The sequence below is a fragment of the Vibrio mediterranei genome, from assembly GCF_900088415.1.
Lineage (GTDB): Bacteria > Pseudomonadota > Gammaproteobacteria > Enterobacterales > Vibrionaceae > Vibrio > Vibrio mediterranei.
In genome coordinates this window covers 100,930-113,367 of record NZ_FLLQ01000004.1, presented here as the reverse complement: position 1 = coordinate 113,367, position 12,438 = coordinate 100,930, and the positions used below count along the sequence as shown (strand labels likewise).

Annotated in this window: 13 protein-coding genes; 9 read left to right on the top strand and 4 right to left on the bottom strand. The window is 44.2% G+C overall.

What is annotated here, in order from left to right:
* Window positions 1–13 precede the first annotated feature (13 nt).
* The 5 genes from VME0621_RS13025 (at window position 14) to VME0621_RS13005 (ending at window position 4,498) form a co-directional block, all read left to right on the top strand.
* Complete coding sequence (locus VME0621_RS13025) at window positions 14–376, top strand: DUF2620 domain-containing protein (protein ID WP_031494231.1); 363 nt, start codon at window positions 14–16, stop codon at window positions 374–376.
* 2 nt (window positions 377–378) lie between these two features.
* Window positions 379–1,683: a YhfT family protein gene (locus VME0621_RS13020; protein WP_006071581.1), complete on the top strand. Its 1,305-nt coding sequence runs from the start codon at window positions 379–381 to the stop codon at window positions 1,681–1,683.
* A 51-nt stretch (window positions 1,684–1,734) separates the two neighbouring features.
* Window positions 1,735–2,094, top strand: coding sequence for a hypothetical protein (locus VME0621_RS13015; protein WP_062460874.1), 360 nt, complete (start codon window positions 1,735–1,737; stop codon window positions 2,092–2,094).
* Between the two features lie 63 nt (window positions 2,095–2,157).
* On the top strand, window positions 2,158–3,297 hold the full coding sequence (locus tag VME0621_RS13010; protein ID WP_062460876.1) for a YhfX family PLP-dependent enzyme: 1,140 nt from the start codon (window positions 2,158–2,160) through the stop codon (window positions 3,295–3,297).
* Window positions 3,290–4,498 (top strand): phosphopentomutase, encoded by a 1,209-nt coding sequence (locus VME0621_RS13005; protein WP_062460879.1) that lies wholly within the window; start codon window positions 3,290–3,292, stop codon window positions 4,496–4,498. The genes VME0621_RS13010 and VME0621_RS13005 overlap by 8 nt, the downstream gene beginning before the upstream one ends.
* A gap of 59 nt (window positions 4,499–4,557) precedes the next feature.
* On the opposite strand, the gene VME0621_RS13000 is transcribed toward VME0621_RS13005, so the two are convergent.
* Entirely contained in the window at window positions 4,558–5,136 is a 579-nt protein-coding gene (locus VME0621_RS13000; RefSeq protein WP_062460882.1) for a hypothetical protein, read from the bottom strand.
* Window positions 5,137–5,250: 114 nt separating this feature from the next.
* Window positions 5,251–5,748 carry a peptidylprolyl isomerase gene (locus tag VME0621_RS12995; protein WP_062460885.1) on the bottom strand — a complete coding sequence of 166 codons (498 nt, stop codon included), beginning with the start codon at window positions 5,746–5,748 and terminating at the stop codon, window positions 5,251–5,253.
* Window positions 5,749–5,933: 185 nt separating this feature from the next.
* Between VME0621_RS12995 and VME0621_RS12990 the strand changes: the two genes are divergently transcribed.
* Window positions 5,934–6,152 (top strand): VF530 family protein, encoded by a 219-nt coding sequence (locus VME0621_RS12990; RefSeq protein WP_006071586.1) that lies wholly within the window; start codon window positions 5,934–5,936, stop codon window positions 6,150–6,152.
* A 53-nt stretch (window positions 6,153–6,205) separates the two neighbouring features.
* Here the strand turns inward: VME0621_RS12990 and VME0621_RS12985 are convergent, their stop codons facing one another.
* Window positions 6,206–6,445 (bottom strand): RNA recognition motif domain-containing protein, encoded by a 240-nt coding sequence (locus VME0621_RS12985; RefSeq protein ID WP_031495002.1) that lies wholly within the window; start codon window positions 6,443–6,445, stop codon window positions 6,206–6,208.
* 194 nt (window positions 6,446–6,639) lie between these two features.
* Between VME0621_RS12985 and VME0621_RS12980 the strand changes: the two genes are divergently transcribed.
* Window positions 6,640–7,170 carry a GNAT family N-acetyltransferase gene (locus VME0621_RS12980; protein WP_062460888.1) on the top strand — a complete coding sequence of 177 codons (531 nt, stop codon included), beginning with the start codon at window positions 6,640–6,642 and terminating at the stop codon, window positions 7,168–7,170.
* 26 nt (window positions 7,171–7,196) lie between these two features.
* Here VME0621_RS12980 and VME0621_RS12975 read toward each other — a convergent pair whose 3' ends face one another.
* Entirely contained in the window at window positions 7,197–8,195 is a 999-nt protein-coding gene (locus VME0621_RS12975) for a substrate-binding domain-containing protein (RefSeq protein ID WP_006071589.1), read from the bottom strand.
* 319 nt (window positions 8,196–8,514) lie between these two features.
* On the opposite strand from VME0621_RS12975, the gene VME0621_RS12970 reads away from it, so the two are divergent.
* Together VME0621_RS12970 and melB are read left to right on the top strand one after the other, a co-directional pair.
* Complete coding sequence (locus VME0621_RS12970) at window positions 8,515–10,629, top strand: alpha-galactosidase (protein WP_062460891.1); 2,115 nt, start codon at window positions 8,515–8,517, stop codon at window positions 10,627–10,629.
* A gap of 278 nt (window positions 10,630–10,907) precedes the next feature.
* Window positions 10,908–12,281 (top strand): melibiose:sodium transporter MelB, encoded by a 1,374-nt coding sequence (gene melB / locus VME0621_RS12965; RefSeq protein WP_038228117.1) that lies wholly within the window; start codon window positions 10,908–10,910, stop codon window positions 12,279–12,281.
* The last annotated feature ends 157 nt before the right edge of the window (window positions 12,282–12,438 follow it).

Here is a 12,438-nt window from a genome sequence, read left to right as displayed (position 1 = left end):
AAAGGAAAGCAGAATGAAAACGATCGCAATCGCGGGTTTACAACGCGAACAAATTAAAGCGCAGATAGAAGAGGCGGCACCAGGAAAGTTTGAGTGCCACATTCTCAACGACATGGATGCCGCGATGAAAGTAAAAGCAGGAGAACTTGATTACTACGTCGGGGCTTGCAATACAGGTGCGGGCGCTGCACTTAGCATGGCTATTGCTATTATTGGCTTCAATGAGTCGTGCACGATTGCGAAGCCTGCTATTCAAGCTAAGGAAGAGCAAATTGCTCAATTTATTACTGAAGGCAAAAAGGCATTTGGATTATCAATTGAGCACGTAGACCACGCGGTTCCTATGTTAGCGACATTGCTAGCGAGAGAGGTGTAGTTATGGATATCACCAACATTGCTCTAATTGCGACCTTGTGTGCAATGACTGCTTTAGTCGCACATATGTCGGCCGCCGTATTTCACGACGGGATACGACCCATATTGCCGCAGTTGATTGAAGGCAACATGACACGCCGAGATGCTGGTTCCGTTGCTTTTGGTTTGTCTATCGGTTTTGTCGCGTCTGTGGGTATTTCTTTTACCTTATCGACAGGCCTTCTTAACCCGTGGCTGCTTTTCTTACCGACGGACATCATAGGTGTTATGGCAACGAGCCGCATTATGGCGGTGCTTGGGGGCGGCATTTGGGGCGTATTAGTGGTTACCAGTCTGGCTGGTGTTAATGCGGTTCTGACAGGTCTTCCAATTGATGCGCTGGGTGCTTTGGGTGAGTTGGGTACACCTGTCATGTCGGCGTTTGCGTTATTCCCACTGTTAGCTATTTTCTACCAGTTTGGATGGAAAGCAGGGGCTGTTGCAGGTGTTGTGATACTTCTATCACGACTGTTTGTTATGAAGTTTACGGGTATCTATCCTGAGTCGATTCAGATCTTTGTTGGTATGGTGATGCTTGTGGCTATAGCGATTCGTAAAGATGTTCAAGATAAAGCGAACGGTATTACCCCTCCAGATATGAGTGGTATGCGAAGCTTGTTTGAAGAGCGAACTAAGCGAATTTTCAAGAACATGCCTTACTTAGCTGTTGTCGGTGCACTGATTGCCGCCGCCGCTGCGTCGGGGATCTTTGCGGGTTCAGAAGTCTCTATTTACTCGTTAGCAGATGCCTACAAAATAGAAGACCCTGTTGCTCAAAAAGAAGCATTAAACCAAGTCGCTTTGTCTGAAATGATGCGTGGTTTAGGCTTTATTCCACTGATTGCCACTACGGCACTTGCTACTGGGGTTTATGGCGTTGTTGGCTTTACGTTTGTGTTTGTAGTGGGTTATCTCTCACCAAATGTACCTGTGGCGGCAGTACTTGGCGCGATTACAATTTGCATCGAGATTTTCTTGCTTCGTGGTATTGGTCGCTTCTTAGAGCAGTTCCCTTCAATTCGAAATGCTTCGGACAATATTCGTAATAGCATGAACACGCTAATGGAATTTGCTTTGCTTATTGGGGGTGTGCTTGCAGTGATGAAAATGGGTAGCACGACCGGGTTCACGATCTTTGCAATGTTGTACTACTTGAACGAAGTAATGGGTCGTCCAATTTTGAAAATTGCAGCGCCTGCAGTAGCGGCAATACTTACCGGGGTCGTGCTAAACCTACTTTACGTCTTTGGGCTTTTTGTTCCTGCATAAATACGTGTACAGCTTTTTTCATACCTATCTGTACAGAGATTTGGAGAAATTATGAAACAACGAATGTCTCTTCTTTTGGTGCATAACGTAATCAGTCAAATCGCGTTTGATGCGACCATGAGGGCTGTCGGAATCTTGATGATTGAATGGAATGTGAAAGAGGATTCAGAACAATTTCAGATGGCGATGACTCATTTTGCACGTGCTATTGATCGAGTACTACAAAGCAATCCTATTGTAGAAGGCTTGGACTCTGAGATTCTAAAAGAAATGCAAGATGACGACGTATTTTCAGACATTGTCAGTATGAACAATCAGTTATGTTCGGCGTCTGGCGTACCAGAGATGCCTGAGACGGAAATCAGTTTTCTTTTGAGCAATCTGTACGCAATCAAACTGAGTGTGTCGTAACTGGATTTTTTTGGAAATTAATCTTCAAAAAAATGAAAATAAATTGAGTGGATTGAAAAGTATATGTATTTAAATGCTTTGCAACATCAAAACGACGCACTGATTCAGGCTACCCTTGCTCTTTATGAGCAGGGGAACCTGTTACCGGATTCGTACGTCATTGATGTCGAACAATTTACAGCAAACGCCAAAGTCATAAGGCAGCGTGCTAGCGACCTTGGGTTAAAGCTGTATGGCATGACCAAACAATTTGGGCGTAACCCATATTTAGCACAGCTTCTTCTCGAATTAGGCTATGACGGTATTGTTGCTGTGGATTTCAAAGAAGCGCGAGCTCTGCATTTAGCGGGAGTCAAGGTTCAACACGTGGGTCATTTAGTCCAGCCTCCATCAGCTATGGTGGAACAAATCGTGGCAGAGATGAAGCCAGAAGTTATGACCGTCTATTCGCTAGATAAAGCACGTCAAATCTCAGATGCAGCCTGCAAGTGTGGCAGAGTGCAACCTGTGCTAGTGAAGTTTTATGGTGACGAGGACAGGCTTTATGTCAACCAAGAGGCAGGATTTCCGATTGCTGAAGTCGACTCTGTGTTAGAGGCACTTGGTCAAATGAAGGGGATTCGCCTAGAGGGAGTGACTCATTTCCCTTGCTTTTTGTTTGATGGTGAGCAGCTTGCAGCAACAGAGAATGTCGACACGCTGCATCAAGTCATCGAACATTGGCCAGAGGGTGGGGTGCCTCACCAAGTTAACATGCCTTCAGCGACATGTTGTAACACTTTAACCATGATTAAACGGCTAGGTGGAACGCATGGTGAGCCGGGGCATGCTTTGACTGGTACATTCCCAGCTAACATTGATGGCAGTCAGCCTGAAAAAGTTGCGATGCTGTATTTATCAGAGATTTCTCATCAGTTTCAAGGTGCGTCGTATTGTTATGGCGGTGGTTACTACCGTCGTGGTCAACTTGAACATGCATTGATTGATGGTTCGGTATTCCCTGTTAGCAATGAGGATGTGAACGCTATCGATTATCACCTAAAAGTATCTGGGATCCATAAAATAGGTACACCGATAATCATGGCATTTCGAACTCAGGTCTTTGTCACTCGTTCCGATGTGGTTTTAGTTGATGGTATTCAATCTGGGAACCCAAGGGTTATCGGGCGCTATGATTCATTGGGAGGGGCGATAGATGGGTAGATTTATCGTTATTGTCTTGGATGGATTCGGTGTTGGTGCCATGGATGATGTCTATGAAAGCCGAACCAAAGATATTGGAGCGAATACCGCATACAAACTACTGGCCTCTTACCCCAATAGAGATTTACCCGCTCTAGCGTTATTGGGACTTAATAATGTTGTTGATTGCAACGTATCGCGCCTTAAACAGTACCCTAACGCCAACACCGGCACCATCAACCTAAAACACCAAGGATGCGACACATTTGCTGGACATCAAGAGCTTATGGGAACGCTACCTAAATTACCAAGGGTCAATCCATTTCATAACTCCATTGATACGATTCAAGAGTCCCTTGAAGAGGCGGGGTATTTCGTTGAGCGGGTAAAGAGAGGAGAGCTTGCTGTACTGTTGGTCGAGCAATCCGTAGTGATTGGCGACAATCTGGAAGCTGAATTAGGTGAGGTGTATAACGTTGCTGCGGATTTAAATCGTATCGAATTTGATAGTTTATTGAATATCGGTCGAATTGTTCGTGCAAATAATGATGTAGCAAGAAACATTGTGTTTGGAGGGCGACTTGATGCGACCGAACAGCTTATTGATTCGATAGAAGTCCGTGGAGAGTGCATTGGAGTTAATGCACCTAAATCTAGAGTTTATGAAAGGGGGTTTCAGGTCGCTCACCTAGGGTACGGGGTTAACCATTTAGTGCAAGTTCCCCATTTACTCGCCAATGTTGATTGTGAAACTGTTTTGGTTGGTAAGGTGGCCGACATTGTAGAAAACAACCATGGTGTGAGTTTCAAAGGATTAGTGGATACCGAACAGATCTTATCTATTGCTTATCAGGAAATTGATAAGCGAAAACATGGGTTTATTTGTATCAATGTGCAGGAAACCGATTTATCTGGGCATCGACAAGATCCAGATTTATATTGGCAGGTGTTGGAAAAAAGCGACGTTGGAATCGCTAAAATTATGCAATTGATGAACGATGAGGATATTTTAGTGGTTACAGCCGACCATGGGAATGACCCCTATATTGGTCATGGGCAACACACTAGGGAAAAAGTACCACTATTGGTCCATAAACTTGGTCTAGAGAATGTTTATTTGGGTGAACGAAACACTCTTGCTGATATTGGTGCAAGTGTTGCTGAATACTTTGGTGCATGCTTACCTGAAAGTGGGCAATCGTTTATCGAACAACTTACTTGATGTGATACGGTGGTAAGGAGAGCATGCCGGTTGGGATGCTCTCTGCTTGTTGAGAACGATTAAAACCTGAAACCAGCTAAAAAGCTAACCGTTGTTTTGTCAAAGCCTGAAGGTTCAGATTTACCATCAACAACGATTGTATCGATTCCGTCGAACGTAGCGTGCACACTCAACACGATATTATCCGATACCGGATAACCCAACCCAACGAACGGCGTGTATTTAGTCTTAGTCATGTCATACAGCACTTCAGATGTTGCATTGCCATTTTCTGTACCGTAAACATCGGCATTGAAATTGGCTCTTATCTGAGAAACACCAGCTTTAAACGCTAGACCTTTTAGCATAGTCGTATCTAATTGGTAGCCAGCATAGAGACTGTAGCTTTGCAATGAGCGTTTTTGGGTATAGGTGGCATTGGAAATATCTGGGTGATTGTAAGGGCCTGAATTGTACTCATCAGTAGAGCCTAAGTTTGCTTGTGCTCCTAGCAGAAAATTGTTGTAAACCAACCCTTCAATGCCAAAGGCAAATGATTTATTGGTATCTACGCCCGCGTTAAATTGAAAACTATGAGCGCTAGCAGTTGTACTTGCTAACAACAAGGTTAGAGGGAGGGCGACAGCAAAGGGCTTCACACTAAGATCCTTAAATTTTTATCCATTTATTCATAGGCTAAGTTGATATTTATTGAGTTGCAATACAAAAATCTTAGTTTTGTATCCACTGCCATGAAAGTGGGCAAATGGTGGCTAATTCACCACCACTTTAGTAATGACAATAGGTTCACAAGGGACATCATCATGCCCTTTGTAGGAATGCGTTGCTACTTTTCCAATGGCGTTGACCACATCCATGCCTGCGGTCACTTTGCCGAAAACCGAATAGCCCCAGCCACGGTTGGTGGTGGCAGTGTGATCAAGGAAGTCGTTGTCGGCTAAATTAATGAAAAATTCCGATGTTGCAGAATGAGGAGCTTCGGTACGAGCCATCGCTATAGATCCTGTCACATTTTTAAGTCCTCGATTGGCCTCGTTGACGATAGGTCCGCGCCCCGGCTTTTCTTCAAGGTTTTTGTTGTAACCGCCAGCTTGTATCATGAACCCGTCAATGACACGATGAAATACTGTTCCTTGGTAAAAACCTTCTTGGCAATATTTAAGAAAATTTTTGGCACTAACAGGGGCTTTTTCGATATTGAGCTCAATGTCGATATTGCCGACGTTCGTTTCCAAAGTGATAGTAGTCATGGTTAAGTCCTGAGTTTTCATTCCAAAAAGTAAGAAGTTTGCTATTGATAATGTAACTGTAATACTGAGTGTAGTAGTGACATAAAACGATGTATTGAAAGACAACAGCAAATGCGATTGCTTTCTGGCTAGAGCCTATGATGAAATAGCGCCGCATTCCACCCACACACTATTTGGAACTTTTAATGAGCACTGAACAACCAAACAACCCGTTACATGGCCTAAAGCTAGAGAAAATTCTTACTCAATTGGTGGAACATTACGGGTGGTCTGGGCTACACGATATCATTCGAGTGAACTGTTTTGCGAATGACCCTTCTATTAAATCATCGCTCAAGTTTCTACGTAAAACGCAATGGGCAAGAGACAAAGTAGAGCGTCTATATATTGAAACGTTTTGCTAGAAATTGTTAAGGCCAGTCATAGACTGGCCTTATTGGTCTTGGTGACCTGCACATTAGTGACCTGCAAATTTCACGCGAATCTTGCTGCCATTGAACATGGTAAGGTTCAGTTCTTTGATCGCCACTTTCGCTTCATCTTCGTTTGGCATATCTACGAACGCAAAGCCTTTGGACTTACCCGTTTCCTTATCCAACACCAGTGTACATTCAACAACGCGGCCGTAGCCTAGAAACAGTTTTCGTACGTCGTGTTCAATTGTGTCACGGTCAAGGTTTCGAACTAAGATTTTCATAATGAGCCATTTGATATAAGAATTACCGGCGGATTGTCTCAGGTTATGCGGTGTAAACCAAGTGATTCTGTGGAAATATCAATCCCGCAAAAATCTGATAATTGTGAAATCTCATTAATCAGGTATAACTAGACCACGACTAAAAGAAAAGATTCTGATTAATCTGTTAGTTAGACGTTGAAGGGAGACTTGTGGTGTTCACTCTAAAAGTTGATAACGAAATTGAGCTTGCGTTGGTACAACCTTCTTTTGCAAGACAGTATCTGGAGATTGTTAACGAGCAACGTGACTACTTAGCGCAATGGTTAGCGTGGCCACCTCATGCCGACTCAGAAGCTTTTTTCCAGCGATTTATTAGCCAGTCACTGCACGATTACGCGGATGGTAAATCTTTGGTGTGTGCCATGATCTATCGTAGCGAGTTGGTAGGAAACATTAGTTTTAACGCTATCAACCTGTCGCTAAAGAAGGTGGAGTTAGGTTACTGGCTGTCATCAAAGGCACAAGGTAACGGGATTGTAACGCGCAGCGTCGGTAAGCTTATCGATTATGCATTTAACGAGCTTGGTATGGAAAAGGTTCAGCTGTGTGCTGCGACGGAAAATACGGCTAGTAGAAATGTGGCGGAGCGTTTGGGCTTCTCGCTGGAAGGGATAATTACGCGCAACGAGAACTTAAATGGCAGGGTTGTTGACCACGCTGTCTACGGATTGCTGCGCTCTTGAGTAGCGCAGCACCGAGCTAACTCTAGTTATCTTCTGCTTACCGAAGAGCGTTTTACTAATATTGGCGCAAAGAGGTTTTGTGCTCTTTCAACGTCTTTCCCGCTGGCTCTTTGCAATGCTTCTAATACAGCTTGTTTAGCCATTACCTGAATTGGGTAACGAATAGTTGTCAGTCGAGGGTAGATAAAACGAGCGATCAATCCATCATCGAATCCAATAACCGACATATCTTCCGGAATTCGAATACCATTTTCTTGGATTAATGCTAAGCAGCCTGCCGCCATATCATCGTTATAAGTAGCAACGGCTGTAATCGATAGATTCTTGGCGAGTAGGTTCACCATGGCCTGTTCACCGCCAATCTCATCCGGCTCACCATACTCAATAAATTCTTCATTGGGCTCGATGTTGTGATCTTTGAGTGCCGCTAGGTAACCATCTCTACGATCATGAGCATCATCGATGTCGTGGCTGGAGGCGATATAACCTATTTTCTCGTGGCCGTTTTTAATCAAAAACTCAGTGGCCAAATACGAACCTTTGAAATTATCGAGTGCAATGCAGCGATCTGCGATTGCCGGAACAGAGCGATTAATGAGCATCATTCCGGGTATTTCGTCGGCCAGTTCGGTGAGCTCTTCATCTGACAGTCCTTTACTGTGGATGACAAGTGACTCACAGCGACTGCTAATGAGCAGGTTGATGGCATTTCGCTCTTTGACTGGATCGTGGTATCCGCTACCAATAAGAATTTGTTTGCCTTGTTCTGCAGCAATGGTATCTATGGCTTTAACCATAGCCCCAAAGAACGGAGCAGATACGTCGTGTACCAGAATCCCTACAGTATTGGACGATTTGCTAACCAGCGCGCGCGCGTTTGCATTTGGTCGATAGCCAAGTTTTTTCATAGCAGCTTGAACTGCAACGATAGCGGCCTCACTGGTGTGGGGCGCGTTGTTTATGACTCGGGATGTGGTCGCGATTGAAACGCCAGCTTCTTTTGCGACTTCTTTGATTGTGGCCATGACGCTCTCTACATCTTATTAATCATTTTATTAAACAATGCTTAAGCAAATATGACAAACGCTATTAGTGTGCGTGAACCCCCATTTTTAACGATTAGAGTAATCGTTTCCAAAAATGTCACTGTGAATAAAGTTTAACTCTATCTGACCGTCTTGCTTGAACACAATTTTACGTTTCGTCGCTTTATCCTCCTACGCTCAGAAAACGAGCTTTGAATATACTATAATTGTAAACGTTTCCATGATTATGCAGTGCCTCACAGAATTTCTATGATTTGAAGCTATTATGTAGAGCAAATCGTTTCTGAGGTTAGAGTGAATGACAAATAAAACGCTGATTGAACTTAAGGGCACCAGCACACAGATGCTTCTTGAAGTCGGGGAGTTAGCCGAGATTTTGCACTGGGGTAAGAACATCGATGTATCTCACCCTCAATCACGGTTGGCGTTGCATCGCCCAGTTCCTTATGGGCGCTTGGATGATGATATCGCTATGTCTTTAACTCCGGAGTTAGCTCGCGGGTTATTTAGCAGTCCGGCCTTAGAAGGACACCGCAACGGCCTAGATTGGGCTCCGGCTTTTACCATTTCAAAGACACTCCACAAGGATGGTCAGCTTACCTTAATCAGTGAAGATGCTACTGCAGGGCTAACGTTAACCACTGAACTGCATCTGGATCAGCACGATGTGGTTAAAGTTCGTCATACACTCACGAATACCAAGTCGGGTGCGTATCAAGTAAACCGATTAGCCAATACTCTGATGTTGCCAGAACGAGCCAAAGAGTTGATGAGCTTCTTCGGGCGCTGGGTCCATGAATTCCAAACGGTACGCCAGCCATTATTGCAAGGAGGCTTCCAACAAGAGAACCGCCGTGGACGGACCTCTCATGAGCATTATCCAGCAATTATTGCGGGTACCAGCCATTTTGATGAAATGTCTGGTGATGTGTGGGGTTTCCATTTTGCGTGGAGTGGGAACCACAGGTTAAGAGTTGATGTGAAAGCTGATGGCCGCCGTTATGCTCAGGCTGAAGTTATCTATCTGCCCGGAGAAGTGACTCTTGAACAAGGTGAAAGTCTAACTACTCCTTGGCTGTATGCCAGTTACAGCGATAAAGGGTTGAATGGCATGAGCCAGCAATTCCATGAACACGTCCGCCACTCAATTTTACCTTCTGAGTTTGTGAATAAACCTCGTCCAATTCACCTAAATACATGGGAAGGTATCTATTTCGATCACGATCCTGACTACATTATGTCTATGGCGACACAAGCATCACAGATGGGCGTTGAGCGCTTTATTATAGACGACGGGTGGTTTAAGGGCCGCGATGGCGACAAAGCTGCGTTGGGGGATTGGTTTCTAGATGAAACGAAATATCCAAACGGTTTGCAGCCTGTTGTTGAGCATGTAAACAGTCTCGGAATGGAATTTGGCCTATGGTTTGAGCCGGAAATGATCAACAAAAATTCCGATCTTTATCGTAGTCACCCTGATTGGCTGCTGGCAGTTGATGGCTATCAACAGCCTACTGGGCGCAACCAATATGTCATCGATCTTCAAAATGATGCCGCGTTTGAGTTCTTGTTTGAGCGCTTGGATTATTTCCTATCCACATACAATATCGGCTATATCAAGTGGGATATGAATCGTGAAGTGGTGCAACCCGGACACAAAGGTAGAGCGGCTGGGTATCAACAAGTGGTTCGCTATTATCAGCTGGTTGATAAAGTGCGAGAAAAACATCCTAACGTAGAAATTGAATCGTGTGCAGCAGGCGGTGGGAGAATCGATTTTGAAGTGTTGAAGCGTACCCATCGCTTCTGGGCATCAGATAATAATGATGCGCTCGAGCGACAGTCTATACAACGAGGTATGAGCTATTTCTTCCCACCGGAAGTCATGGGGAGCCATATCGGCGCGAGTCATTGCCATAGTACCAGACGCCGTCACTCTATCGAATTTAGGGGCCTCACCGCCTTGTTCGGTCATATGGGAATCGAACTTGATCCAGTCAAAGAAAGTGACATTGAAAAGCAAGGATTTGAGCGCTACATCAAGTTGCATAAATCATTGCGATCGTTGCTACACAGCGGGAATTCATGGCGTCTTGAAACCGATGATAACGCTCATAAGATCTCGGCTGTTATTGCCAAGGACCAGTCTCAAGCGGTTATCCAGATCGCTCAGTTGGCCATGCCAACGAATTCGTTGAGTGGGCATCTACGGATACCAGGATTGGATCCTAAAGCAAGGTACAAAGTTTCCGTGATTGATAAACCTGCTTTGTTTGATGACATCGTTAACTACCAACCGCCTTGGATGGAAGAGGGATGTGAGTTAACCGGAGAATGGTGCGAAGAGATTGGGTTGACGATGCCGATACTAGACTCAGAATCTGCGGTTCTAGTGGTGTTACAGAGACTCTAAACTGTACTGATTGCAAAAAGGCTGCATGACTTTGTCTTGCAGCCTTTTTTATTGGTCTATTTGTAATCGTTTCCTGTTTGTTTTTACTCCTTAAAGCTAATATTAGATGTACTCGATCACATTTAATTTACATATTGTCATGTTTTGTTGTTTTAGATCTCATTTCTCAATATGTATGTGTAAACGTTTCCAGTTGTGGTCATTGATCACAGAAAGGTGACTCTTCTGTCAGTAGGATTGCGCTCAGACCAATAAATCAAAGAAACTAAGTGTAACCTATGTCTGATCAACTGACTCTAAAAACCAAACTCTCATATGGCCTAGGTGCTTTAGGCAAAGACTTTGCTTGTGCACCTATCTACATCTTCCTAATGTTCTACTTTACAGACGTCGCAGGGTTGTCCGCTGCGTTTGTCGGTTCAATCTTCCTTGTGGCCCGAATTTTCGATGCTGTGACTGACCCACTTATGGGCGTGATCGTTGACAACACTCGTTCAAAAATGGGTAAGTTCCGTCCGTGGATTGTTGTTGGGACGATTCTAAACGCGGTTGTGCTGATTGCGTTGTTTAGTACTCATATGTTTGAGGGTACAACCTTATATGTATATGCTGCGGCAGCGTACATCTTATGGGGACTGACCTATACCATTATGGACATTCCTTATTGGTCGATGATTCCAGCGTTGTCTAGCTCTAGACAAGAGCGCGAGAAGTTAGTCGTATGGCCTCGTCTATTTGCTAGCTTGGCATGGTTTATCATCGGTACTTACGGCTTGCATATTGTTGGTACGTTAGGAGATGGCAATCAAGGAGACGGTTTCTTCAATCTATCAATCCTAATCGCGATTCTATTTGTGTTAAGTGCTTTCTTGGTAGCTCGAAACGTAAAAGAAGATACCAACATCAAAGCAAATGCAGCGGAGAAGTTTAATTTCAAAGATGTCATGGTAATTATTGGTCAAAATGACCAACTAAAAGCACTGATTGGCACGGTATTATCTTTCCAAATCGCTAACTTGCTAGTGGGCGGATTTGCTATCTATTATTTTTCTTATGCGCTAGGAAATCCTGAACTTTTCCCAATCTATATGATGGTTGCTGGTGCCGCGGAAGTCGCGGGTGTTTTCTTATTCCCACGCATTGCTGCTAAGTTGCCTAGAAAGAACTTGTGGTTTATCGCTTGTGGTTTCCCGATACTCTCATGTGGCCTGTTACTTGCGATGAGTGGCTTGGCTCCGGGTAACGTGGTGCTTATCGGTCTCTCAGGTGCAGCTATCAAATTTGGTATCGGTATTGCGAATGCACTACAAACAGTGATGCTTGCTGATGTTGTGGACTATGGTGAATATAAAACTGGTCGTCGCAGCGAGAGTGTTATTTTCTCAGTTCAAACCATGTTGGTAAAATTCGCGGGTGCAGCCGGTGGCTTCATCGTTGGTGTGGGACTGTCATTAGTCGGCTATGTACCGAACGTAGAACAAACTGCGGATACTATTTTTGGCATTGAGTTCATGATGGTGGGCTTACCTGCAATCTTAATGGCGATTAGTGGCATTGTTTACAAACGCTATTATCACTTGCACGATGGGTTTTCTGAGAGTGCGGTTCAGCACATCGAACAGGTGGAATCTCAAACGGCTAACGCGCAATAATTCAACATCTCTCTAATTATTATGAATCACACGGTTTAATGCAGTTTGTACAGAATGCATTGAATGGTGTGATTCATAAATAGAATCAGTCACTTCTCGTTTTACTCTTCCGATCTGAAGGTACTCTTCTGTCCCTTCGATGCTGACATTTCATTAC

Coding starts and splice junctions, on each gene's coding strand:
- VME0621_RS13025 (WP_031494231.1), top strand. CDS start 14: ATGAAAACGATCGCAATCGCGGGTTTACAACGCGAACAAATTAAAGCG.
- VME0621_RS13020 (WP_006071581.1), top strand. CDS start 379: ATGGATATCACCAACATTGCTCTAATTGCGACCTTGTGTGCAATGACT.
- VME0621_RS13015 (WP_062460874.1), top strand. CDS start 1,735: ATGAAACAACGAATGTCTCTTCTTTTGGTGCATAACGTAATCAGTCAA.
- VME0621_RS13010 (WP_062460876.1), top strand. CDS start 2,158: ATGTATTTAAATGCTTTGCAACATCAAAACGACGCACTGATTCAGGCT.
- VME0621_RS13005 (WP_062460879.1), top strand. CDS start 3,290: ATGGGTAGATTTATCGTTATTGTCTTGGATGGATTCGGTGTTGGTGCC.
- VME0621_RS12995 (WP_062460885.1), bottom strand. CDS start 5,748: ATGACTACTATCACTTTGGAAACGAACGTCGGCAATATCGACATTGAG.
- VME0621_RS12990 (WP_006071586.1), top strand. CDS start 5,934: ATGAGCACTGAACAACCAAACAACCCGTTACATGGCCTAAAGCTAGAG.
- VME0621_RS12985 (WP_031495002.1), bottom strand. CDS start 6,445: ATGAAAATCTTAGTTCGAAACCTTGACCGTGACACAATTGAACACGAC.
- VME0621_RS12975 (WP_006071589.1), bottom strand. CDS start 8,195: ATGGCCACAATCAAAGAAGTCGCAAAAGAAGCTGGCGTTTCAATCGCG.
- VME0621_RS12970 (WP_062460891.1), top strand. CDS start 8,515: ATGACAAATAAAACGCTGATTGAACTTAAGGGCACCAGCACACAGATG.
- melB (WP_038228117.1), top strand. CDS start 10,908: ATGTCTGATCAACTGACTCTAAAAACCAAACTCTCATATGGCCTAGGT.